Annotated in this window: 8 protein-coding genes; 3 read left to right on the top strand and 5 right to left on the bottom strand. The window is 73.9% G+C overall.

Annotated elements, in window-relative coordinates:
* Nucleotides 1-426: 426 nt before the first annotated feature.
* Nucleotides 427-939, bottom strand: coding sequence for a DinB family protein (locus OO60_RS00940; protein WP_003088632.1), 513 nt, complete (start codon nt 937-939; stop codon nt 427-429).
* Nucleotides 940-995: 56 nt separating this feature from the next.
* On the opposite strand from OO60_RS00940, the gene OO60_RS00935 reads away from it, so the two are divergent.
* Genes OO60_RS00935 through OO60_RS00925 form a run of 3 tightly spaced genes read left to right on the top strand, consistent with a single transcriptional unit; the run spans nt 996 to nt 5,328 of the window.
* Nucleotides 996-1,856 carry a DMT family protein gene (locus tag OO60_RS00935; protein ID WP_003088634.1) on the top strand — a complete coding sequence of 287 codons (861 nt, stop codon included), beginning with the start codon at nt 996-998 and terminating at the stop codon, nt 1,854-1,856.
* A 53-nt stretch (nt 1,857-1,909) separates the two neighbouring features.
* Nucleotides 1,910-3,580 carry an ABC transporter ATP-binding protein gene (locus OO60_RS00930; RefSeq protein ID WP_033260620.1) on the top strand — a complete coding sequence of 557 codons (1,671 nt, stop codon included), beginning with the start codon at nt 1,910-1,912 and terminating at the stop codon, nt 3,578-3,580.
* Nucleotides 3,577-5,328 carry an ABC transporter ATP-binding protein gene (locus OO60_RS00925; RefSeq protein ID WP_033260619.1) on the top strand — a complete coding sequence of 584 codons (1,752 nt, stop codon included), beginning with the start codon at nt 3,577-3,579 and terminating at the stop codon, nt 5,326-5,328. The genes OO60_RS00930 and OO60_RS00925 overlap by 4 nt, the downstream gene beginning before the upstream one ends.
* 326 nt (nt 5,329-5,654) lie before the next feature.
* Here OO60_RS00925 and OO60_RS00920 read toward each other — a convergent pair whose 3' ends face one another.
* From OO60_RS00920 to OO60_RS00905, 4 genes are all read right to left on the bottom strand, one after another.
* Nucleotides 5,655-5,864 (bottom strand): MbtH family protein, encoded by a 210-nt coding sequence (locus tag OO60_RS00920; protein ID WP_033260618.1) that lies wholly within the window; start codon nt 5,862-5,864, stop codon nt 5,655-5,657.
* A gap of 11 nt (nt 5,865-5,875) precedes the next feature.
* Nucleotides 5,876-6,901, bottom strand: a complete 1,026-nt coding sequence (locus OO60_RS00915) for an ABC transporter substrate-binding protein (protein ID WP_033260617.1) — start codon at nt 6,899-6,901, stop codon at nt 5,876-5,878.
* Nucleotides 6,902-6,968: 67 nt separating this feature from the next.
* The gene (gene panD / locus OO60_RS00910; RefSeq protein WP_004561863.1) at nt 6,969-7,382 is read right to left on the bottom strand and encodes an aspartate 1-decarboxylase; all 414 of its coding nucleotides are present in this window, start codon (nt 7,380-7,382) and stop codon (nt 6,969-6,971) included.
* A gap of 2 nt (nt 7,383-7,384) precedes the next feature.
* Complete coding sequence (locus OO60_RS00905) at nt 7,385-25,390, bottom strand: non-ribosomal peptide synthetase (RefSeq protein WP_033260616.1); 18,006 nt, start codon at nt 25,388-25,390, stop codon at nt 7,385-7,387.
* Between the last annotated feature and the right edge of the window lie 78 nt (nt 25,391-25,468).

Here is a 25,468-nt window from a genome sequence, read left to right as displayed (position 1 = left end):
ACGAGGGCCAGGGGGCCGGTAAATCGGCGGTATCCCGCGACGACGGCCACGAATCCAGGGTAATGGTGCTTGTCACCCGGTTTTCGCCGCTTCGCCGCGCGCCGGACTTGCCGACGCTGCGCCAGCCCGGCCCAGCCGACCCAGCCCGCGCGACCCAGCCCGGCTCGGTCCGAGCGACCCAGCCCGGCCGACCCAGCCCGCGCGACCCAGCCCGGCTCGGTCCGAGCGACCCAGCCCGGCCGACCCAGCTCAGCTCGCTCCGCCCCACCGGCCCGGCTCAGCCCGTTCCCCGAGCCCACCTCGCAAGGCCACCTCAGCAAGCCCGGCGCAGGGCTCGCCGCCCCAGCGGCGTCCGGCTCGGCCCGCTCAGCTCAACCCGGCCCACCTGCGCCCGGCCCGCCCGGCAACCACCCCCTCACCGCTCCCTCACTCACCCACCTCCCCATCGGCCAGCTCCCGCAGCACGTCCAAATGCCCCACATGCCGCGCCGTCTCCTGCACCACATGCGCCACCACCCACCGCACGGTGAACTCCGACCGGCGCCGGGTCCGGTCGTCCGGGCCCAGCCGGCGCAGTGCCTTCTCCGCCCGCGCCCACTCCGCCTTGTACGCCGCCACCACCGAGACCGGCGTGTCCTCCGGCGCCACGTCCCAGCTCGGGTCCGGGCTGCCCGCCCACAGCGACGGCAGGTCCGCCCCGCCCGCCTCGATGCACAGCCACCAGCGCTCGACCGCCGTCAGGTGCTTCACCACGCCCAGCGCGCTCATCCGCGGGGACGTCGGCAACAACGTCGCCACCGCGTCCTCGCGCGACAGCCCGGCCAGCTTGTTCACCGCCGTCGCCCGCAGGAACTGCAGGAACTCCAGCTGCAGGCGCAGCTCGTCGGCCGCCAGGCGGGCCGGCCAGCGGCGGTGCGTCTTCGAACTCGTGTTCGACATGGCCGCAACCTACCGCACCGGTCCGACAAAATCCGCGGCGAAATAGAGTGAGACCCATGTGGTGGGGACTGCTCTGCGCCCTGGGCGCGGCATGCGCGTACGGCGTGGCTTCGGTGATGCAGTCCGTCGCCGCGCGGGCCACAGACACCGGCGCCGACGGCGTCGACCCGAAGCTGCTGGTGCGGGTGCTCGGGCAGTGGAAGTTCGTGCTCGGCCTGTCCCTCGACGTGCTCGGGTTCGTCGCGCAGATCGCCGCCCTGCACGTCCTGCCGCTGTTCGTCGTCCAGGCCGCGCTCGCCGCGAGCCTCGCCGTGACCGCCGTCGCCGCGCGGTTCCTCGGCGTGCGGCTCGGGCGGCGGGAGTGGGCGGCCGTCGCCGTCGTGTGCGCCGGGCTCGCGCTGCTGGGCGCCGCCGCCGAGAGCGAAGGGTCCGATCCGGTCGGGCTCGGGTTCCGGTTCGCCCTGATCGGCGCGGTCGCCGTGCTGGGCGTGGCCGGGATCGTCGCGGGCCGGGCGAACCGCCGGATCCGGACGCCGGCGCTCGGGCTCGTCGCCGGGCTGTGCTTCGGCGTCGTCGCGATCGCCGGCCGGATCATCCCCAGCCTCGCGCCGCTCGACCTGCTCACCGACCCCGCCACCTACACCGTGGCGGTGGCCGGCGGGCTGGCCATGCTGTTCTACGCGACGGCGCTGCAACGCGGGAGCGTCACCACTTCGACTGCGATGATGGTGCTCGGCGAAACGGTGTTCCCGTCGCTGGTCGGCGTGCTGGCCCTCGGCGACCGCACCCGGCCGGGGTTCGCGGTCGTCGCCGTCGCCGGGTTCGTGCTCGCCGTCGTGGCCGCGCTCGCGCTGGCCCGGTTCGGCGAACCGGCGACGGAACAGCGGACTGAGACGAAGCCGACCGTTTTCCCGTAACTTCTTTACTTAGACTAGCCTTACCTATCCCAGCTCTGGACAGGGAGGCGCGGGTGAGCACGACGGGACGGCAGGTCCTCCGCCGGTCGATCGCCGGGCAACGACGATCGGTGGCGCTCGCGGCGCTGCTGACCGCGGGCCACCAAGGCGGCGAAGCACTGGTGCCGGTGGTGATCGGCGTGGTCATCGACCAGGCCGTGGCGAACGGCTCGGTCAGCACGCTGCTCCTCTGGCTGGCGGTGCTGGGCGTGCTCTTCGCCGCGCTGTCGACCAGCTACCGCCTGGGGGCCCGGTTCGGCGAGCGCGCCGCCGAACGCGCCGCCCACGACCTGCGCCTCGACCTCGGCCGCCGGGTCCTGCACCCGGGCGGCGTCGCCGGCTCCGGCACCCTCGCGGGCGAGCTGGTGAGCATCGCGACGTCGGACGCGAAGCGGGTCGGCACGGTCAACGGCGTGCTGCCGTTCGGTGTCGCCGGCCTGGCCGGGCTGCTGGTCAGCGCGGTCGCGCTGCTCACCATGTCGCTGCCGCTGGGCCTGCTCGTGCTGCTCGGCACGCCGCCGATGCTGTACCTGGCGCACCTGATCGGCAAGCCGCTGGAGCGCCGCAGCGAGGCCGAGCAGGAGCGCTCGGCGTTCGCCTCCGGCGTCGCCACCGACCTCGTCGCCGGGCTGCGCGTGCTGAAGGGCGTCGGCGCCGAACGCGCGGCCGTCGACCGCTACCGCCGGACCAGCCAGGACTCGCTGCGGGCGACGCTGCGCGCGGCCCGCGCCCAGGCCTGGCACAACGGGGCGCTGCTGGCGCTCACCGGGATCTTCATCGCCGTGGTCGCGCTCGTCGGCGGCAACCTCGCCGCGGCGGGCGACATCAGCGTCGGCGACCTGGTCGCCGCGGTCGGGCTCGCGCAGTACCTAATCACGCCGTTCAGCATCTTTTCTTGGGTCAACGGCGAGCTCGCGCAGGGCCGGGCGTCCGCCGCGCGGATCGCCGGCGTCCTGGACGCGCCGCCCGCCGTCGGCGCCGGGGAAGCCACCCTGCCCACGCCGGCGGCCGGGCACGTGCGGCTGTCCGCGCTGAGCCGGGGCGCGCTGCGTGACGTCGCCTTCGAGGCCCGTCCCGGCGAGCTGCTGGGGGTGGTCGCCACCGACCCGGCCGCCGCAACCGACCTGCTCGACTGCCTCGGCCGCGCCGCCGATCCCGCGGGTGGTTCGGTGTCGGTCGATTCGGTTGATCTGTCCACGGTGGACCCCGGCCGGGTCCGCGAAGTGGTGCTGGTGGCCGCGCACGACGCGGACCTGTTCGCCGGGACGGTCGCGGACAACGTGACGTCCGGGCCACTGGCCGCCGAGGCGATGGCCGCGGCCGCCGTCGACGAGGTGGCGAGCGCCCTGCCCGACGGCGCCGCGACCGCCGTCACCGAACGCGGGCGGTCGCTGTCGGGCGGGCAGCGCCAGCGGGTCGCCCTCGCGCGGGCGCTCGCCGCCGACGCCCCGGTGCTCGTGCTGCACGACCCGACGACCGCCGTCGACACGGTCACCGAGGCCCGGATCGCCGCCGGGCTGGCCGAGCTGCGGCGCGGCCGCACCACGATCCTCGTGACCACCAGCCCGGCCCTGCTGGCCGCGGCCGACCGGGTCGTCCTGCTCGACGACGGGCGCGTCGCGGGCGAAGGCCGGCACGCCGAGCTCGCCGGCCGTCCCGACTACCGAGCGGCGGTGCTGGCGTGACCCGCGAACTCCTCCCGGTGGCCGACGGCCGCCGGATCCGCGCCGTCGTCGGCGAGCTCGCCGGACGGCAGAAGGGCCGCGCGGCGGCCGCGTTCACGACGCTCGTCGCGGCCACCGCGATCGGCCTGCTCACCGCACCCCTGCTCGGCCGGGTCGTCGACCTGGTCGCCACGCGCCGGCCGGCAGCCGAGCTGGTCACGCCGGCGGCGGGGCTGGTGCTCGTCGCGGTGGCGCAGGCGGTGGCCACCGCGATCGGCGTGTCGCTGGTCGCGCGGCTGGGCGAGACGATCCTGGCCGAGCTGCGCGAACGCTTCGTCGAGCGCGCCCTCGGCCTGCCGCTGGAGCAGCTCGAGCGCGCCGGGTCCGGCGACCTGACCGCCCGCGTGACCAACGACGTCTCGGTCGTCGCCGAGGGTGTCCGGCAGGCGCTGCCCGAGCTGGGCCGGTCGGTGCTGACGGTCGTCCTGACCTTCGGCGCGCTGGCCGTGCTCGACTGGCGGTTCCTGCCGGCCGCGCTGCTGGCCGTGCCGATCCAGCTGTGGACCGTGCGCTGGTACGTGCCGCGCGCGAAGCCGTTGTACGCCGCGCAGCGCGAAGCCGTCGGGGCGCAACAGCAGCAGCTGCTGGACACCGTCGGCGGCGCGAAGACGGTCCGCGCGTTCCGGCTCGCGGACACCCACCTGGCGCGGGTGCGCGAACGGTCCGGCGCCGCCGTTTCCCTGGCGCTGCGCGGGATACGGCTGGTGACGCGGTTCTACGCGCGGCTGAACCTGGCGGAGTTCGTCGGGCTCTCGGCCGTGCTGGCAACGGGGTTCCTGCTGGTCGGGACGGACGCGGTGACGGTCGGCGTGGCGACGGCGGCGGCGTTGTACTTCCACAGCCTGTTCGGGCCGATCACGACCGCGCTGGCGCTGGTCGACGACGCGCAGGCGGCCGCGGCCAGCCTCGCGCGGCTGATCGGCGTCGCCGACCTGCCCGCCGAGGCCTCGCCCGCGCAGCCGTCGCGGCCGGGTGATTCGTCGGTGAAGACCGCGGGCCTCGGGTACTCCTATGTGGACGGTCACCCGGTGCTGCGGGACGTCGACCTCGGCGTCGCCCCCGGCGAGCGGGTGGCACTGGTGGGCGCGAGCGGCGCCGGGAAGACGACGCTGGCCAAGCTGATCGCCGGCATCCACCGCCCGGACACGGGTTCGGTCGCCGTCGGCGGCGTGTCGCTGGACGAGCTGGGGCCGGACGGCACGCGCCGGACGGTCGGGCTGATCAGCCAGGAGGTCCACGTCTTCGCGGGCTCGCTGGCCGACGACCTGCGCCTGGCCCGCCCGTCGGCGGCCGACGCCGAACTGCGGGCCGCACTGGCGAAGGTGGGCGCGCTGACCTGGGTCGACTCGCTGCCGTCGGGGCTGGCCACGGTGGTCGGCGAAGGCGGTCACCAGCTGACGGTGACGCAGGCGCAGCAGCTGGCCCTGGCCCGCCTGGTGCTGGCCGACCCGCCGATCGCGATCCTCGACGAGGCCACGGCCGAGGCGGGCAGCGCGGGCTCCCGGGTCCTGGAGGCCGCGGCCGCGGCGGCCCTGGAAGGACGAACGGCACTGGTGGTCGCCCACCGCCTCACCCAGGCGGCGGCGTCCGACCGGATCGTGGTCCTGGACGCGGGAGCCGTGGTCGAGTCCGGAACCCACGACGACCTCGTGGCCGCGGGAGGCCGGTACGCCAAGCTCTGGGCAGCGTGGTCCGGCCAGCGCACCTGACCGAGCCGACCCTCCAGGTACGCGAGTCGTCCATCCAGGTACGCGAGTCGTCCGTCTGGGTACGCGAGTCGTCCATTCCGCTACGCGGGACTCGCGTGATCAGACGCGGAACTCGCGTGATCGAAGGCGGAACTCGCGTGATTGCAGCGGCATCTCGCGTGATTGGAGAGGCATCTCGCGTGTCTGGAGGGGCATCTCGCGTGCCGGGAGGGTCGGTTCGCGTACCTGGAGGGACGACTTGCGTTCCTGGAGGGACGACACGCGTACCTGGAGGGACGACACGCCGGGAGCCGAACGGGCTCCCGGCGTGTCGTGCTGGAGGAGGGTCAGGTGTCCATGGCTTCGGCCAGGGAGCGGGGACGCATGTCCGTCCAGTTCGCTTCCACGTGGTCCAGGCAGTCCTGGCGGGGGGACGGGCCGAAGGCGACCGTCCAGCCGGCCGGGACCTCGGCGGACTCCGGCCAGAGGCTATGCTGGTTCTCGGCGTTGACCAGGACCAGGTACGTCCCGGCCGGGTCTTCGAACGGGTTGGTCATCGCGGGCCTCCTCAGGCGGTGATGTCCGTGCGGGCACCCTTCACCAGCGCGGTCAGCTTCTGGATGACCGGCGTGGCGAGCAGGTGGTTGAAGCGCGGCTCGGCCGACCAGTCGCCGAGCTGGTTCGCCTTGACCGCGGGCAGCTGGTTCCAGGTCGGGAACTGCGTCATCTGGGCGCGCGGCAGCGCGTAGGAACGCGAGTCGGTCAGGATGAGGTCCGCCGGGTACTTGCCCGCCTGCTCCCAGGACAGCTGCTCCCAGTAGTCCTCGCTGCCGCCACCGGAGACGATGTCCAGGCCGAGCTCGCGGTAGTACGCGAGGTCGGCGAAGAAGTCCGGCTTCGCGATGTACAGGCCGTCCTTGTCGCCGTAGAGCACCAGGACCTTGAGGCCCGCCTTCTCCTTCGCCGCGGCGCGCAGGCCCTCGGACGCCTTGTCGAAGTCCTCCTTGGCCTTCTTCATCGGCTCCGAGTTCGCGTCGCCGCCCAGCGCGACGGCCAGCTGCGAGTACCGCTCGATCACCTTCGGCAGCGTGACCTTGTACTCCGACAGCGCGACGACCGGCGCGACCTGCTGCACCTTCGACCCGAGGTCGCCGGTGAGCACCCACAGGTCCGTCGGCTTGGTGCCGGTGAGGCCGGTGACGACCAGGTCCGGCTTGAGCGCGGCGAACTTCTCCATGCTGAAGTCGTCCCAGGCGTTGCCGATCGAGGTGACGGCGTTCAGGTCGATGTTGCCGGCCTGGATCTCCTTGCCGCCGTCGGCCGTCTTCTGCGGGCCGAACACGCCGGCCGGGCGGACGCCGTAGTCCCAGAGCGCGGCGGCCGAGCTGGCGTAGGCCACCACCCGGGCCGGACGCTGGTCGCGCGAGGCCTTCTGGCCGCGGTCGTCGGTGAACTCCCACGGGCCGGAGGAGCCGGCCGCGGGCTTGCCGCCGCCGCTGCCGCACGCGGTGAGGGCCGCGGCGGCGGCGGCGCCACCCGCCCCGATCAGGAAACCACGCCGGCTGAGCCCGGCAGCGCCTTGGAACACGGACATGACAACCTCTCGCCGAACTTTAGGATAGGCACACCTTATTTAGGGCAGCCTGGCAAAAGCAACTGTGTCAGCGCCCACGGCCGGACAGCTGCGCCGCCGCGCCCGGCACCGCCTCGGCCGGGTCGTGTCCGAAGTGGACCTGCCGGTTGTCGCCGTCCACGTGCACCACCCGCGGCCGGTGCCCGGCGCGCTCGGCCTCGGCCACCTGCGCGTAGGTGATGATGATGACGAGGTCGCCCGGGTGCACCAGGTGCGCGGCCGCGCCGTTGACGCCGATCACGCCCGACCCCGGCTCGCCGGTGATGGCGTAGGTCTCCAGCCGGGCGCCGTTGGTGATGTCGACGACGTGGACCTGCTCCCCCTCGACGATGTCCGCGGCGGCCATCAGGTCGGCGTCGATGGTCAGCGAGCCGACGTAGTGCAGGTCGGCCTGGGTGACGGTGGCGCGGTGGATCTTGGCGTTCATCAGGGTGCGGTGCACTTCTACTCCGTGTCTCGGGTCAGCAGCGCGGCCAGGCCGGCCGCGGTGGGGGTGCGGAAGAACTCGGCGATCGGGAGCTCGGTCCCGAGCCGCTCGGTGATCCGGTTGCGCAGGACCACCAGCAGCATCGAATGCCCGCCGAGGGCGAACAGGTCGTCGTCGGCGCCGACGACGGCGACGTCGAGCACCTCCGCGAAGATCTCGCAGAGGGCCTTCTCCGCGGCCGTTTCGGGCGCCCGCCCGCGGGCGGAGAACTCGGGCACCGGCAACGCCGCCCGGTCCAGCTTCCCGTTGGGCGTCACGGGGAACGCCTCCAGCGGGACGATCGCCGCGGGCACCATGTACTCCGGCAGCGATCGGGCCAGGAACTGCCGCAGCCGCGCGGGATCCGCGGTCGCCGGGGTGGTGTACGCGACCAGTCCGCGGTCCTCCCGGACCACGACCAGGGCCTGCGCGACGTCGTCGTGCCGGGTCAGGGCCGTCTCGATCTCGCCCGGCTCGATCCGGAAGCCGCGGAGCTTGACCTGGTCGTCGGTGCGCCCGAGGTATTCGAGCTGCCCATCGGGCCGCCACCGGACCAGGTCGCCGGTGCGGTACATCCGCTCCCCCGGCTCGAACGGCGAGGCGACGAACCGCTCGGCGGTGAGCGACGGCTTCCCGTGGTAGCCGCGAGCGAGCCCGGCCCCGGCCAGGTACAGCTCGCCCGGCACCCCGGCCGGGACCGGCGAGAGCCCGCCGTCGAGCACGTACGCCCGCGTGTTGTGCACCGGCCGCCCGACGACCGGCCGATCCGCGTCGCGGAAGCGGCCGACCAGAGCGTCCACAGTGGCCTCGGTGGGGCCGTAGAGGTTGTACGCCTCGGTGCCCGGCATCGACGCCAGCGTTTCCCACAGCGGCTGCGACACGGCTTCCCCACCGACGCCGACCACGCCGAGGGCGCACCGGCCGTCCGCGATCACCCCGGCCGCGGCCAGCTGCGCGAAGTGCGACGGCGTCAGCTCGAGGAAGTCGAGTTCGCGCTCGCGCACCACCGCCGCCAGCCGGTCCGGGTCGCGGCGGGTGTCGTCGTCGACGACGTGCACCTCGTGCCCGTCGAGCAGCCACAGCTGCGGCTGCCAGGACGCGTCGAAGAAGAACGCCCACGCGTGCCCGACCCGCAGCCGCCGCCCGCCCGCCGCGGCGACCGCCGGGCGGTACAACGTCTCGCGGTGGCTGTGGAACAGGTTGACCAGCCCCGAGTGCGGGACGACCACGCCCTTGGGCTTGCCGGTGGACCCGGACGTGTAGAGCACGTAGGCCGGGTTCGCGGGCGACGGCGGGGTCAGCGCCGCATCACTGTCCACAATGTCCTCGACGTACAACGCGCCGGGAACCACCGAAGGCAGCGAACGGCTGCTCAGCACCAGTGCGGGACCGGCGTCGGCGAGGATCGCCGAGATCCGCTCCCCGGGCTGGTCCGGATCGATCGGCAGGTACGCCGCGCCCGTCTTGAACACGCCGAAGATCGCCTCGACGACCGCCGCCGAACGCGGCAGCACCAGCGCCACCACCTGCTCCGGCCCCGCTCCCCGGGCGGCCAGCCACCGCGCGAGGCGGTCGGTCCGCGCGGCGAACTCCGCGAACGTGACACTCGAAGTGGCGTCGCTCAGCGCGGTCGCGTCCGGGGTCGCCGCCACCTGGGCGGCCAGCCGGTCGACGACCGTCGGCGCCGGCAGCGTGAGCGGCGCCCCGGCACCCCAGTCGCGCAGGATCCGGTGCCGCTCGCCGGGATCGAGGACGTCGAGCCGGCTCAGCGGCCGGTCCGGGTCCGCCACGACCGCCGCCAGCACCCGCACCAGGCGCTCGGTGAGCGTCCGCGCGGTCGGTTCGTCGAAGAGGTCGAGGCTGTATTCGAGGTCGCCTTCGATCCCGGCTGCCGTCTCGACCAGGTCGAACGAGAGGTCGAACTTCGCCTGCCGCAGCCCGGTGTCCCGGTAGGCCGCGTCCAGCCCGAGCAGCCGTTCCGGGGCCGAACCGGAGTGGTAGACCGCGAGCATGACCTGGAACAGCGGGTGCCGGGCCAGCGACCGGGGCGGGTTGAGCAGCTCGACGAGGTGCTCGAACGGCAGGTCCTGGTGGGCGTACGCGGCCAGGCCGGCCTCGCGGACGCGGGCCAGCAGCTCGCGGAACGCCGGGTCGCCGCCGGTGTCGGTGCGCAGGACGAGGGTGTTGACGAAGAACCCGGCGAGGTCGTCCAGCGCGTGGTCGGTGCGGCCGGCCACCGGCGTCCCCAGCGGGATGTCGGTGCCCGCGCCGAGCCGGGTCAGCAGCGCGGCCAGCGCCGCCTGCAGGACCATGAACGTGCTGGTGCCGCTGCGGTGGGCCAGCTCGCGCAGTCCTTCGTGGACGGACGCGGGCACGGTGAACGACACCGCGGCGCCGCGGCCGGTCGACCGCGCGGGGCGCGGCCGGTCGGCCGGGAGCGCCAGCTCGTCCGGGATCCCGGCCAGGGTCTCCCGCCAGAACGCCGCCTGCCGGCCCAGCACGCTCTCGGGGTTGTCGGCGCGGCCGAACAGTTCCCGCTGCCACAGCGTGTAGTCCGCGTACTGCACCGGCAACGTCGTCCACTGTGGACTCTCGCCGCGGAGCCGGGCCGCGTAGGCGGTGTCGAGGTCGCGCTTCAGCGGCGGCAGCGACCAGCCGTCCCCCGCGGTGTGGTGCACCAGCAGCACGAACACGTGCCGCTCCGGCCCGGCCGAAACCAGGGTGGCCCGGATCGGGATCTCGGCGTCGAGGCTGAAGCAGTACGACGCCGCGGCCGCGACGCTCTCGTCGAGGTCGGCCGCCGTCTCCGTGGCCAGAACCGGGTCAGCTTGGTCGAGCACGACCTGCCGTGGCGTGCCGTCCACTTCGACCAGCAGCGTCCGGAGGATCTCGTGGCGCGCCACGACGTCCGCGAGGGCGGCTTGCAGCGCGCCGGCGTCGACCGGGCCGGTGAGTTCCCACGCCCACGGGATGTTGTAGGTCGCGGCGGGCCCGTCCAGGCGGTCGAGGAACCACAGCCGCTGCTGCGCGAACGACAGCGGGAGCACCTCGGGCCGCTCGGCCGGCCCGAGCGCGGGACGGCTGTCCCGGGCCGGGTCCAGTGCTTCGGCGAGACGGGCCGGGGTCGGCGCGTCGAACACCGCCCGGATCGGCACCTCGACGCCGAGCAGCGCGCGGATCCGGCTGATCAGCCGCGTCGCCAGCAGGGAGTGCCCGCCGAGGGCGAAGAACCCGTCGTCCGGGCCGACGGCCGGGACACCGAGGACGTCGGCGAACAGGGCGCACAACGCCTGCTCGGCCGGGGTCCGCGCGAGACGCCCGGACGCGCGCACCGCCGGGTCGGGCAGGGCGGCCCGGTCCAGCTTGCCGTTGGCGTTCACCGGCAGCTCGGGCAGGACGACGATCGCCGACGGCACCAGGTGTTCCGGCAGCCGCGCGGCAAGCGACGCCCGCAGAGCGACGGGGTCGCCCGACGGTGCCACGTAGGCGATCAGCCGGTTCTCCCGGGCGATCACGGCCGCGCGCGCCACCGACCCGCCGGCCGTCAGCGCCGCTTCCACTTCGCCCGGTTCGACGCGGAAGCCGCGGATCTTGATCTGCTGGTCGGCGCGGCCGAGGAAGTCCAGTGCCCCGTCGGCGCGGCGGCGGACGAGGTCGCCGGTGCGGTACATCCGTTCCCCCGGCTCGAACGGCGACGCGACGAACCGCTCGGCCGTGAGCGCCGGACGGCCGAGGTAGCCGCGGGCGAGCCCGGCGCCGGCCAGGTACAGCTCGCCGCGGACGCCCGGCGGCACCGGACGGAGACCGGCGTCGAGGACGTACGCGCGGGTGTTGGCGATCGGCCGCCCGATGGCGACCGGGCCGCAGACCTGGGCCAGGCTGTCGCCCGCGACCTCCGAACAGCCGTAGAGGTTGACCAGCTTCGCCGACGGCCACCGGGCGGCCACCTTCCCGGCGAGCGCGCCGGAAAGCGGTTCACCGCTGGTGATCCAGGTGGTCACCGAGTCGAATGCGCCGGCCGGGGCGTCCTCGGCGAGCGTGTCGAGGAGGCTCGGGACCACGGTGAGCACCTGCGCGCCGGTCTCCCGCACGAATCCGGCCAGTGCGATCGGGTCGGTGGCCGTCGTGTCGTCGGCGAGGACCACCGGGTCGCCCGCGACGAGGCCGCCGAGCAGTTCGGTCGAGCCGTCGATGAACGTCAGCGCGCTCTTGGCCAGGCGCACGCCTTGCGCGAGGTCCCGGCCCCAGTGCAGCCGGTTGGCCAACGCGCGCTGGGTGCCCGCGACGGCTTTCGGGCGGCCCGTGGACCCGGACGTGAAGATCACGTAGGTCAGGTTGTCTGCCGTGGCTGGTCGTGAGTGGTAAGGCGGGTTAGAACCCTCTTTCTCACTCACGACCCCCGGGCGGAGGCCGTCTTCGGCGATGACCAGGTGGGGCGCCGCGTCGGCCAGCATCAGCTCGATGCGGTCCGCCGGGTGGTTCAGGTCCAGGGGCAGGTACGCGGCGCCGGTCTTGAGCACGGCCAGGAGGGCGACGACGAGGTCGGCCGACCGCGGCAGCGCGACGGCGACCACGCGTTCCGGTCCCGCGCCCCGCGCGAGCAGCGCCCGGGCGAGGACCGTGGCGCGCGTGTCCAGTTCGGCGTAGGTGAGCCGCTCGGCGCCGGACACCAAGGCGAGGGCGTCGGGCGTCCGCGCGACCTGGGCTGCGAAGAGCCCGGCGGCCGTCTCCGCGGGCAGGGGCGTCGGCGTGTCGGCGGCGAGCTGGTCGTGTTCGGCGGCGGTGAGCAGGTCGACGGCGCCGATCCGGGTGTCCGGGTCGGCGACGACGGCGGTCAGCAGGGTCCGCAGCCGCTCCAGGATCGCCTCGACGCTCGCGCGGTCGAAGACGTCGCTGTTGTATTCGGCCGTGCCGCGGATCCCGGCCTGGTGGCCGGGCCGCTCGCCGACGAAGAACGTCAGGTCGGCCCGCGCGGTGCCGGTGCGGACCGGCTCCTCCGCGACGGCGAGCCCCGGCAACGCGAGGTCGGCGACGGCGTTGTTCTGCCAGGCCAGCATGGTCTGGAACAGCGGGTGGTGGGCGAGCGACCGGACCGGGTTCAGCGCTTCGACCAGGCGCTCGAACGGGACGTCCTGGTGGGCGTAGGCGTCGAGGCTGCGCTCGCGCACCCGGGCCACGAGGTCCCGGAACGACGGGTCGCCGCCGGTGTCCACGCGCAGGACCAGGGTGTTGACGAAGAACCCGACGAGGTCGTCGAGCGCCGCGTCGGTGCGGCCGGCGATGGACGTGCCGAGCGGGATGTCGGTGCCCGCGCCGAGCCGGGTGAGCACCGCGGTGAGCCCGGCGTGCACGACCATGAACACGCTGGCCCCGCAGGCGCGGGCCAGTTCGATGAGTCCACTGTGGAGTCCGGCGTCCCAGCCGAAGGCGAACTGCTCGCCGCGGTAGGACGCTTCCGCCGGGTGCGGCCGGTCGGTCGGCAGTTCGATCCGCTCGGGCAGCCCGGCGAGGGTGTCGCGCCAGTAGGCGAGCTGCGGTTCGAGCACCGGTTCGCCGAGGACGTCCCGCTGCCACAGCGTGTAGTCCGCGTACTGCACCGGCAACGGCGTCCACTGTGGAGCTTCGCCGCCACACCGGGCGGTGTAGGCCGTCGCGAGGTCCCGCCACAGCGGCGCGGTCGACCAGCCGTCGGAGGCGATGTGGTGGAACACCAGCACCAGGACGTGCTCGCGGGCGCCCAGGCGCAGCAACGCCGCCCGCAGCGGGATCTCGGACTCCAGTTCGAAGACCGTGCCCGCCGCTTCGGACACGGCGTCGGCGAGCGTGGCCTCGGTGACCGTGCGGACCGGCAGCGGAATCGTGACGGCGTCGAGGACGAGCTGCCGGGCTTCCCCGTCCATCTCGGGGAACACCGTGCGCAGGGCCTCGTGGCGCTCGACCACATCGGACAGTGCCGTGCGCAGCGCGTCGACGTCGAGGTCGCCGGTCAGCCGGACCGCCGTCGGCATGTTGTACGTCGCCGAGGGGCCTTCCAGACGGTGCAGGAACCACAACCGCTGCTGGGCGAACGACAGCGGCAGGACCTCCGGCCGCGGATCGGCGCGCGTGAGGGCAGGCCGGGCCGCGGCGTCCGAAGTGGACAAAAGGGTGGCCAGCCCGGCGACCGTCGGCGTCTCGAACACCGACCGCACCTGCAGCTCGACGCCGAACACCGCGCGCAGCCGCGCGACCAGCCGCGTCGCCAGCAGGGAGTGCCCGCCGAGGGCGAAGAAATCGTCGTCGACCCCGGCCGACGCGGTGTCGAGGACCTCGGCGAACAGTCCGCAGAGGACTTCTTCGACCGGGGTCCGCGGGGCGCGGCCGGTGGTGGCCGCCTGCCGGTCCGGGCTCGGCAGGGCCCGGCGGTCCAGCTTGCCCGAAGCCAGCAGCGGCAGGCGGTCCAGGACCACGAACGCCGACGGCACCATGTACTGGGGCAGCCGGTCGCGGACGTGCGCCCGCAACGCGGTGACCAGCGCCGTGGTGTCCCGCTGCCCGGCCGGGTGGTTGCCCAGCGCCTCGAGCGGGGCCCGGACCGGGCGGCCGCGATACACGCCCGTCGGCGCACCGGTGGTGAACACGACCTCCAGGACGCCCTCGTCCGGGGTGAGGGTCGCGTACACGCGGTAGCCGTGACGCTCACCGAGGTCGTGCAGCGTCTCGGGGTCCACTCCGGACCGATCGTCCAAGGAGGACAGTGCCTTTCCGCCGTCGCCGGCGGCCAGTGCGGTGACGGCGGCGAGTTCGCCGGACAGCCTGGCGTCGGGCACGCCGGTCACGCGCAGCCGGGCCGGCCGGTCGGCCAATGCCTGGTCCAGCTCGGCCAGGGTGACGACCCGCTCTTCGGGGGGGCCGGGTCGCGGCGCCTTCCGCAGGACGACGTCGTAGCGGTGGCGGGTCAGCTCGTTGTGCGCGTGGCCGCGTTTGACCCAGAGGTCGATGTCGTCGAACCCGTCGAGCCCCAGAGCGGCGAAGAAGTCCGGGTCGAGCACCAGCTCGCCCTCGCGCGCGATCGCCTGGTCCACCGCGGCGACGTCGGTGCGGCCGTGGCGCAGCTCGGTCGCGGTCCGGAACGCCCGCAGCGAACGGAGGTTCCGGATGTCGCCGAGGAAGAGCACCCCGCCCGGCCGGACGTGCGCCGCGGCCGTGCGGAGGACCTCGGCGAGGTAGCCGACGCTCGGGAAGTACTGGGCGACCGAGTTGACGATCACCGTGTCGAAGCCCGGCAGCTCGCCCAGGTCGTGGGCGGGCCGCGCGGCCAGGTGGACCTTGCCCGCGTACGGCGTCGCCGCGAGTTCGCGCCGCAGGTTGGCGATGGCCTTTTCGGACAGGTCGACGCCCCAGTACTCCTCGGCGTCCGGCGCGATCCGCGACAGGATCAGGCCACTGCCGACCCCGATCTCCAGGACCCGCTTCGGGTTCAGCGCGCGGATCCGGTCGATTGTGGCCGCGTGCCACTCGCGCATCTCGTCGAGGGGGATTTCGGAGCCGTCGTAGCTGGAGTTCCAGCCGGTGAAGTTCTCCTCCAGCCCGCCGGACGCGGCTTCGGTGAAGACGTTCTCGTGCAGCTCGCGCCACTCGCCGACGTGCTCCAGCTCCGCTGCTCCGTCCCGCCCGGCCGACGGCACGGCGTAAGCGGTGAGCTGTCCGTCGCGGGCGACGACGACGGACTGCCCGACGGCCGGGTGCTCGGCGAGCACCGACTCGATCTCGCCGAGCTCGATCCGGTAGCCGCGGATCTTGACCTGGTCGTCGGCCCGGCCCAGGAACACCAGCCGCCCGTCCGGCAGCCACTTGACCAGGTCACCCGTGCGGTAGAGGCGGCCGCCGGAACCGAACGGGTCGGCCACGAACCGTTCCGCCGTCAGCCCGGGCCGTCCGAGGTACCCCCGCGCGAGGCCGGATCCGGCGAGGTACAGCTCCCCCACCACGCCGGGTGGGACCGGCCGCAGCCCGGCGTCGAGCACGTACGCCCGGGTGCCGGGGTCGGGGATGCCGATCGGGACGACCGTCGCGTCCGCCAGCTCGGCCGGGTCGCTCTCGCCGAGGGTCGAGTTGGTCGTGGCCTCGGTGGGGCCGTAGGCGTTGAACATCCGCCGCCCCGGCGCCCAGCGCCGGACCAGCTCCGGCGACACCCGCTCGGTGCCCGCCAGCAGCACGCTGTCCCGCGGCAGATCGCAGTCCTCCGGCATGGCGTCGAGCAGGGCGGGCGGGAGGATCATGAAGTCGACGCCGTGGGCGTGCGCGTACTCGGTGAGCGCCGGGCCCGCGACCCGCCGCTCGGCCGGGACCACGACCAGGCGCCCGCCCGAGAGCAGCCCGAGGCACAGGTCCCAGAAGGCGACGTCGAAACTCGGCGACGCGAACTGCAGCACCCGGCTGTGCGGGCCGACCCCGAACCGTTCGACCTGGGTGGCGACCAGCTTCGCGACCCCCGAGTGCTGGAGGACGACGCCCTTCGGCCGCCCGGACGAGCCGGACGTGTAGATCACGTACGCCGCGTTCTCCGGCGCGATCGCGACCTTCGGGTCCACTGTGGACATCCCAGCCACGGCCGCGTCGTCGAGAAGCACCCGGGGCAGGGCCGCGGGCAGCTTCGCCTCGACGTCCGCGGTCGTCACCACGCACACCGGCGCCGCGTCTTCGGCCATGTAGGCGATCCGGTCGCCCGGATAGTCGACGTCGATCGGCAGGTACGCGGCACCGGCCTTGAGCACCGCCAGCTCGGCGATGATCATGCCGGGCGACCGCGGCACGGCCAGCGCGACGACCCGCTCCGGCCCGGCCCCCCGGGAGAGCAGCAGGTGCGCGAGGCGGTTGGCGCGGGCGTTCACCTCGGCGTAGGTGAGCTCGACGTCCTCGAAGACGAGCGCCACGGCGTCGGGGGCCTCGGCGACGCGGCGGGCGAACATCCCGGGGAACGTCTCGGTGCCCGCCGGTTCGAGGGAACCGGCCCAGGTGGTGAGCACGCGGTCGCGCTCGTCCCCGGCGAGCAGGTCCAGGGCCCCGACCGGGCGGTCGGGCTCGGCCACCGCCGCGCGCAGCAGGACTTCGAGGCGGCGCAGGATCGCGTCCGCGCCCGCGTGGTCGAAGACGTCGGCGTTGAACTCCAGGACGCCGTCGATCCCGGCTGCCCGTTCGGTCAGCGAGATCGACAGGTCGAACTTGGACGTCCCGGTGTTCACCGGGACTTCGCTGACGGCCAGGCCGGGCAGGGTCACCTCGGCGCGGGCGTTGTTCTGGCCGGCGAGCATGACCTGGAACAGCGGGTGGTACGCCAGCGACCGCGCCGGGTTGAGCACCTCGACCAGGCGCTCGAACGGGACGTCCTGGTGGGCGTAGGCGTCGAGGTTGCGCTCGCGGACGCGGCCGAGGAGCTCGCGGAACGTCGGTTCGCCGCCGGTGTCCACGCGCAGGACCAGGGTGTTGACGAAGAACCCGACGAGGTCGTCCAGTGCCGGGTCGGTGCGGCCGGCGATGGGCGAGCCGATCGGGACGTCGGTGCCCGCGCCCAGCCGGGTGAGCAGCGCCGCGAGGGCCGCGTGCACGACCATGAACACGCTGGCGCCGCTCTCGCGGGCCAGCTCGGCCAGGCCCGCGTGGAGCCCGGCGTCCCAGGTGAAGGGGTGCAGTTCGCCGCGGAAGGTCGCGGTCGCCGGGTGCGGCCGGTCCAGGGGCAGCTCGATCCGGTCCGGCAGGCCGTCGAGGGTGTCCCGCCAGTAGGCCAGCTGCGCGCTCAGCACGCTGTCCGGGTCGTCCTCGCGGCCGAGCAGGTCTTCCTGCCACAGCGTGTAATCCGCGTACTGCACCGGCAGCGGTGTCCACTGTGGAGCATCGCCGGTCCGGCGGGCGGTGTAGGCCGTGGCGATGTCACGCCACAGCGGGGCCATCGACCAGCCGTCGGAGGCGATGTGGTGGAACACCAGCGCGAAGACGTGCTCACGCGCACCGAGCCGCAGCAGCTCCGCGCGCACCGGCACGTGCCGCTCCAGGTCGAACGACCCGCGGACCAGGCCGGCCAGGGCCGCCCCGAGATCGGCGACCTCGCGCACCGGGAGGTCGACTTCCTCCGGCGGGAGGATCTCTTGGTAGGGCACGCCGTTGCGCTGCGGGAACCGGGTGCGGAGTGCCTCGTGCCGGGCGACCACATCGGACAGTGCCCGGCGCAGCGCTTCGCCGTCGAGGTCGCCTTCGAGCCGCATGACCAGCGGGACGTTGTAGGTGGCCGACGGGCCTTCGAGGTGGTGCAGGAACCACAGCCGCTGCTGGGCGCCGGACAGCGGGACCGGCTCCGGCCGCCGGGTGGCGACCAGCGGCGGCCGCGCGGTCCCGCGGGCGGTGGCGACCACTCCGGCCAGGCCCGCCGGGGTCGGCGTCTCGAAGACCGACCGCACCTCCAGTTCGGCGTGCAGTTCCGTGCGGACGCGGGCGATCAGCCGGGTGGCCAGCAGCGAATGACCGCCGAGCGCGAAGAAACTGTCGTCCGGGCCGACCCGCGGCAGCCCGAGGACGTCGGCGAACAGCGCGCACAGCTGCCGTTCGACCGGCGTGCGCGGCTCGCGCTCGGAGGCCGGCGCGCGCACGTCCGGGGCGGGCAGCGCGCGGCGGTCGAGCTTGCCGTTGGCCGTCACCGGCAGCGCGTCGAGCACGACGATCGCCGACGGCACCATGTGCTCGGGCAGCCGGCCGGCGGCGAAGGTCCGCAGCTGCGCCGGCAACGCCGTGCTCCGGCGCGACCGCCGCGGGTTGCCGGTGTAGGCCAGGATCTCCTCCGGGCCGGGACGGAACGCCCCGGCCGGGTCGCCGCTGGTGAACAGGACGTCGACCGACCCGTCACCGGTCGCGGACCAGGTGACGACCGCCCCCAGCGCGTACCAGTCCTCGGGGTCCACGCCGCCGGCGATCCGGCCGTTGGGGACGCCTTCGACGCGCAGGCCGTCGCGCCGCCGTTCGGCGACTTCCTCCACAGTGGACACATCGGTGCCCCAGGTCAGCGTTGCGACCGGGAGCGGCTCGGCGGTACCGGGGCGCAGGACGACGTCGTAACGGTACTGGGTGAGTTCGTTGACCGCCCGGCCGCGCTTGACCCGGATGTCCGCCGCCACGCCGTCGAGGCCCGCGAAGAACTCCGGTGCCACCAGGAGTTCCTTCTCCCGCAGCAGGCGCTGCTCGACGTCACCGCCGCGGGCCTGGGCCACGGCGGTGTGGAACGCCCGGACCTGGCGCAGGTCCCGGACGTCCCCGACGAACAGGGCTCCGCCCGGCGCCAGGAGGTCCAGGGCCGTGCGCACGACGTCCAGGAGGTACGTCCCGCTCGGGAAGTACTGGACGACGGAGTTGAGCACGATCGTGTCGAAGAACCCGGACGGCAGCCCGGAAAGGTCGGCGGCGTCGCCGGTGCGCAGCTCGACGCGTTCGGCGAGCACGCGATCGGCCGCGACCCGCTCGCCCAGCGAGGCGATGACCTCGGCGGAGAAGTCCGTGCCCCAGTACGCTTCGCAGTCCGGGGCCAGCTCGGTCAGCAGCAGGCCGCTGCCGACGCCGAGCTCCAGGACCCGCTTCGGCCGGAGGGAACGGATCCGGGTGACGATGGCGTCCCGCCACTCGCGCATCTCCTCGCGCGGGATCGGCTCACCGGTGTAGCTGGAGTTCCAGCCGGCGAACTCGTCGCGGTCGCCGGCGTACATCGAGTCGTACAGCTCGCGCCATTCGCCGACCTGCTCGGACTCCTCCTCGGCCGAACCGGACGTGTCGGCGGGGACGACGTAGCCGACCAGGCGGACGTCGCCGGGCCGGTCTTCGCGGGCGACGACCACGGCGTGGGCGACGTCGTCGTGCGCGGACAGCGTCGCGGCGATCTCGCCGGGCTCGACGCGGAAGCCGCGGACCTTGACCTGCTCGTCGCCGCGGCCGAGGAACTCGAGGACGCCGCCGGAGCGGAAGCGGGCGAGGTCGCCGGTGCGGTACATCCGGGTGCCGGGCGCGCCGAAGGGGTCGGCGACGAACCGCTCCGCGGTCAGCGCAGCGCGGCCGAGGTAGCCGCGGGCGAGCTGGACCCCGGCGAGGTACAGCTCGCCGGGGGTGCCCGGCGGCACCGGGCGCAGGGCGGCGTCGAGCACGTACGCCCGGGTGTTCCACACCGGACGTCCGATGAGGACGGTTCCGTCCTCGGTGGACGTCCGCCACGACGTGACGTCCACCGAGACTTCGGTCGGGCCGTAGAGGTTGTGCAGTTCGGCGGCGAGGACTTCGCCGAACCGGGCGACGGCGTCGAAGGGCAGGGCTTCGCCGCTGCACAGCACCCGGCGCAGGCTCGTGCATTCCGCTGCCGCCGGTTCCCCGAGGAACACCTGGAGCATCGACGGGACGAAGTGGACGGTCGTGATCCCGCGGTCGCGGATCAGCCGGGCGAGGTAGGCGGGGTCCTTGTGCCCGTCCGGCCGGGCGAGCACCTCGGTGGCGCCGGTGAGCAGCGGCCAGAGGAACTCCCACACCGACACGTCGAAGCTGGACGGCGTCTTCTGCAGCACGCGGTCGTCGCCGGTCAGGCCGTATTCGGCCTGCATCCAGAGCAGCCGGTTGACGATCCCGGCGTGCGGGACGACGACCCCCTTCGGCCGGCCCGTCGAACCGGACGTGTAGATGACGTACGCCGGGTTCTCCGGCCGGAGCACGACGTCCAGGGGCACGTCCGGGACGCCGGCGAGGGTGGCCGGGTCGTCGAGCAGCAGCGCGCCCGGGACGGCGGTGTCCGCGACGGCCAGCACCAGGGCCGGGTCCGCGTCTTCGAGCATGAAGGCGATGCGGTCAGCCGGGTAGCCGGGGTCGAGCGGCAGGTAGGCCGCCCCCGTCTTGAGCACGGCGACGATCGCCGTGACCAGGTGCAGCGACCGCGGCAGCGCCAGCGCGACCACGCGCTCGGGTCCCGCGCCGCGGTCCGCCAGCACCCGGGCCAGGCGGTTGGAGACGGCGTCGAGCTCGGCGTAGGTGAGTTCTTCGTCCTCGAAGACCAGGGCCGGGTGCTCCGGCGTCCGGGCGACCTGCGCCGCGAACAGCTCCGGCACGGTGACCGGGGGAACCTCCTCGACGGCACCTGACCAGGTCTTTTCGAGGCCCGCACGCTCGGCCGGGGTGAGGACGTCGAGGGAGCCGAGGCGGCGGTCGGGAGCGGCGACGACCTGCCGGAGCAGGGCTTCCAGGCGGTCGAGGAGGCCGGTCACGGTGGCCCGGTCGAAGACCTCGGCGTTGAACTCGGCCTGGCCGTGCAGGCCGTCGGCCCGCTCGGTGAAGGAGAACCAGAGGTCGAACTTGGCCGTGCCGGTGCCGACGGGCTGCTCGGTGACGGTCAGGCCGGGCAGCTCGACGCCGGCGCCGGGGGTGTTCTGCCAGGCGAGCATGGTCTGGAACAGCGGGTGGTGCGCCAGCGACCGGGCCGGGTTGAGCGCCTCGACGAGGCGCTCGAACGGGACGTCCTGGTGGGCGTAGGCGTCGAGGCTGCGCTCGCGCACCCGGGCGACCAGCTCGCGGAACGATGGGTCGCCGCCGGTGTCCACGCGCAGGACCAGGGTGTTGACGAAGAACCCGACGAGGTCGTCCAGCGCCGGGTCGGTGCGGCCGGCGATCGGGGTGCCGATCGGGATGTCGGTGCCCGCGCCCAGCCGGGCCACCAGGGCCGTCAGGCCCGCGTGCACGACCATGAACGGGCTGGCTCCGCAGGCGCGCGCGAGGTCGGCGAGCCCGGTCTGGAGCCCGGCGTCCCAGGCGAAGGTGAAGAACCCGCCGCGGTAGGCCGACACCGGCGGGTGGGGACGGTCGAGCGGGAGCGGGATCCGGTCGGGCAGGCCGTCGAGCGTGGCGCGCCAGTAGTCCAGCTGGGCGGCCTCCTCGGTGGCGAGGAGTTCGCGTTGCCACAGCGTGTAGTCCGCGTACTGCACCGGCAGGGGCGTCCACTGTGGACTTTCGGCGCGCAGGCGGGCGCGGTAGGCCACGGCGATGTCCCGCCACAGCGGCGCCAGCGACCAGCCGTCGGCGGCGATGTGGTGCACGACCAGCACCAGCACGTGCCGCCGCGGGTCGGCGGTCAGCAGTTCCGCCCGCACCGGCACCCCGGCACCGAGGTCGAACACCCCGCGCACGAGCGCATCCACCTCGGTGTCCACATCGGACACCTCGCGGACGGCCAGCGCCACGGTCCCTTCGGGCAGGACCTGCTGGTACGGGACGCCGTCGGCCACCGGGAAGACCGCCCGCAGGGCCTCGTGCCGGGCCACGACGTCGTTGAGCGCCGCGCGCAGCGCGTCGATGTCCAGCTCCCCGGCCAGCCGCATGACGAGCGGGACGTTGTAGGTCGCCGAGCCGCCTTCCAGGCCGTGCAGGAACCACAGCCGCTGCTGCGCGAACGACAGCGGCAGCCGCTCGGGCCGGTCTTCGGCGCGCACGAGCGGACGCCGGCCGGTGCCGGTGACGGCGCCGTCGAGGACGCCGGCGAGCGCGGCCGGGGTCGGCGCGTCGAACACCGCCCGCACCGGCACCTCGGCGCCGACGGCCGCGCGGATGCGCTGGATCAGCCGCGTGGCCAGCAGCGAGTGGCCGCCGAGGGCGAAGAAGTCGTCGTCCGGCCCGGCCTGCGGGACACCGAGGACGTCGGCGAACAGCTCGCACAGCAGCTGCTCGACGGGGTTGCGCGGCGCCCGGCCGGGCCCGGCGGTGAAGCGTTCCGGGCTCGGCAGGGCCTTGCGGTCGAGCTTGCCCGAGGCCAGCACGGGCAGCTTGTCCAGGACGACGAAGGCCGACGGCACCATGTACTGCGGCAGCCGGTCCCGCAGGTGGGCGCGCAGCGACGTCACCAGCGCGCCGGTTTCCCGCAGGGCCGCCGGGTTGTTGGCGTAGGACCCCGGTGTGCCGGTCCGGCGCACCGGACGGTAGGCGGGGCCGCCTTCCCCCCTCGAGAAGACGGCCTCCAGCTCACCGCCGCCGGGCGCCGGGGTGACCGCCACGCGGTAGCCGGCCTGCTCGCCGAGCCGGTGCAGGGCTTCGGGATCGACGCCGTCGCGACCGTCGAGGGCAGCCAGCGCCGCCTCGGCGTCGCCGGTGTCCAGGGCGCGGACCGCGGCCAGCTCCCCGGCCAGCCGGGCGTCCGGGATGCCGGTGACGCGCAGCCGATCCGGCGTCTCGGCGGCAAGGAACCGTTCCACCGCCCCGAGATCCGCGAACGCGACGACCGGCTCTTCGGCCGGTTCGGGCCGGGGTGCCTTCCGCAGGACGACGTCGTAGCGGTGGCGGGTCAGCTCGTTGTGCGCGGCGCCGCGCTTCACCCACAGGTCGACGTCGCCGAAGCCGTCGAGGTCACGGGCCAACGCCGGGAAGAAGTCCGGGTCGAGGACCAGCTCGCCCTCGCGGGCGATCGCCTGGTCCACCGCGGCGACGTCGGCGCGGCCGCGGTGCAGCTCGACGGCGGTCCGGAACGCCCGCAGGGACCGCAGGTTCCGGATGTCGCCGAGGAAGATCGTCCCGCCCGGCGCCAGAACGCCCGCGGCGGTCTTGACGACCTCGGCGAGGTAGCCGGCGCTCGGGAAGTACTGGGCGACCGAGTTGATGATCACCGTGTCGAAGCCGGGCAGTTCCCCGAGGTCGTGGGCGGGCCGGGCGGCCAGGTGGACCTTGCCCGCGAGCCCCGGCATCGCGGCAACCTCGCGCCGGACGTTCTCGATGGCGCTCTCGGAAAGGTCGACACCCCAGTAGGTTTCGGCGTCCGGGGCGATCCGGGACAGGATCAGGCCGCTGCCGACGCCGATCTCCAGGACCCGTTTGGGCTGCAGCGCCCGGATCCGGTCGATCGTGGCCGCGTGCCACTCGCGCATCTCGGCGAGGGGGATTTCGGCGCCGTCGTAGCTGGAGTTCCAGCCCGCGAAGTTCTCCTCGATGCCGTGGGAACCGGCGAGCATCTCCTCGTGGACGTCGTGCCATTCGGCGACGTGACCCTGCTCGGCCGCCGGGTCGCGGTCGGGCACCGGCACGGCGTAGGCGATCAGCTGCCCGTCCTGCGCGACGACGACCGACTGCCCGACCCGCGGGTGCTCGGCGAGCACGGACTCGATCTCGCCGAGCTCGATCCGGTAGCCGCGGATCTTGACCTGGTCGTCGGCCCGGCCCAAGAAGACCAGACGGCCGTCCGGCAGCCACTTGACCAGGTCACCGGTCCGGTACAGGCGGCCGCCGGAACCGAACGGGTCGGCCACGAACCGTTCCGCCGTCAGCCCCGGCCGCCCGAGATATCCCCGTGCCAGGCCGGATCCGGCGAGGTACAGCTCCCCGGCGACGCCGACCGGGACCGCCGCGAGGTGCGCGTCCAGGACGTAGGCGCGGGTGCCGGGGTCCGGGACGCCGATCGGGACGGCCGAGCCCGGCGGGATCTGCGGGTCGCAGAGGCCCAGTGTCGAGTTGGTCGTGGCCTCGGTCGGGCCGTAGGCGTTGAACATCCGGCGGCCCGGCGCCCAGCGGCGGACCAGCTCCGGCGACACGCGCTCGGTGCCCGCCAGCAGCACGCTGTCCCGCGGCAGGTCGCAGTCGTCCGGGAACTCGGCGAGCAGGGCGGGCGGGAGGATCATGAAGTCGACGCCGTGGGCGTGCGCGTACTCGGCCAGTTCCGGGCCGGGCACCCGGCGTTCGGCCGGGACGATCACGAGGCGCCCGCCCGAAAGCAGCCCGAGGCACAGGTCCCAGAAGGCGACGTCGAAACTCGGCGACGCGAACTGCAGCACCCGGCTGTGCGGGCCGACCCCGAACCGCTCGGCCTGCGTTGCGACGAGCTTCGCGACCCCCGCGTGCGAGACCACGACGCCCTTGGGCCGCCCGGTGGAGCCGGAGGTGTAGATGACGTAGGCGGCGTTGGCCGGGACGAGCTCCACGCCCGGGTCCGGCGCCGGGCCCCACGAGATTTCGTCCAGCAGCACGATATCACCGTCGAACCGGCCGGCCAGCTCGCTCGTGGTGACCACGCAGACCGGGCGGGCGTCGGACACCATGAACGCGATCCGCTCGGCCGGGTAGTCCTGGTCCAGCGGCAGGTAGGCGGCACCGGCCTTGAGCACCGCGAGCTCGGCCACGATCATCTCGAGCGAGCGCGGGACCGCGAGCGCGACCACGCGTTCCGGCCCGGCACCGCGGCCGATCAAGACGTGGGCGAGCCGGTTCGCGCGCGCGTCCAATTCGGCGTAGGTCAGCTCTTCGTCTTCGAAGACCAGCGCGACGGCGTCCGGGTTCTCGCGGACGCGGGCCGCGAACAGCTCCGGGAACGTGGCCGGCGGGGTCGCGAGGTCCGTGTCGTTCCAGTCGTCCAGGATCTCGTGCCGCTCGGGCGCGGTCATCAGGGCGAGCCGGTCGACCGGCCACTGTGGACGCTCGGCCGCGTCGGCGAGCAGGTGTGCGAGGTGGTCGAGCATGCGGTCCACAGTGGACTCGTCGAGGACGTCGGCGCGGTAGCGCACGCCGTCCGCGGTCAGGTTCAGGTCGAGCGGAAGGTCCGTCTCGGCACCGAAACCGACGTTGACCAGCAGCGCTCCCCCGCGACCGGGCTCGGGGTCCAGCTCGGCGACCAGGTCCCCGAACGGGACCTCGTGGGCCAGCGCTTCTTTCCGCGCCTCCCGCACGCGCGTCACGACTTCGGCGAACCCGGGCGACCCGCCCAGATCCACCCGCAGGGGCACCAGCGAGCCGATGCCGACGACGACGTCCACCGCTCCCGCGTAACGGGACAACAGCACGGTGAACGCCGCCAGCAGGGTCAGCTCGCCGGCGGCGGGCAGTGGCCGGTCCAGCCGGGCGAAGACGGGCTCCGCTGGGTGGGGCCGGTCGGTCGGCAGCGGCAGCTCCTTCGGCGCCGAGGCGAGGCGGTCACGCCAGAAACCGAGCCTCGACACCTGCTGCACAGCGTCACCGTTACTCACCGGTAGACCAGCCTCCCGCTGCTCACGGCGCCCCGACCGGGGCGCTAACTTAGGTGACCCTAACAAACGGATGGTGAG

Source organism: Amycolatopsis vancoresmycina, assembly GCF_000716785.1.
GTDB lineage: Bacteria > Actinomycetota > Actinomycetes > Mycobacteriales > Pseudonocardiaceae > Amycolatopsis > Amycolatopsis vancoresmycina.
This window is presented reverse-complemented; position numbering and strand designations above follow the sequence as displayed.

Coding starts and splice junctions, on each gene's coding strand:
- OO60_RS00940 (WP_003088632.1), bottom strand. CDS start 939: ATGTCGAACACGAGTTCGAAGACGCACCGCCGCTGGCCGGCCCGCCTG.
- OO60_RS00935 (WP_003088634.1), top strand. CDS start 996: ATGTGGTGGGGACTGCTCTGCGCCCTGGGCGCGGCATGCGCGTACGGC.
- OO60_RS00920 (WP_033260618.1), bottom strand. CDS start 5,864: ATGACCAACCCGTTCGAAGACCCGGCCGGGACGTACCTGGTCCTGGTC.
- OO60_RS00915 (WP_033260617.1), bottom strand. CDS start 6,901: ATGTCCGTGTTCCAAGGCGCTGCCGGGCTCAGCCGGCGTGGTTTCCTG.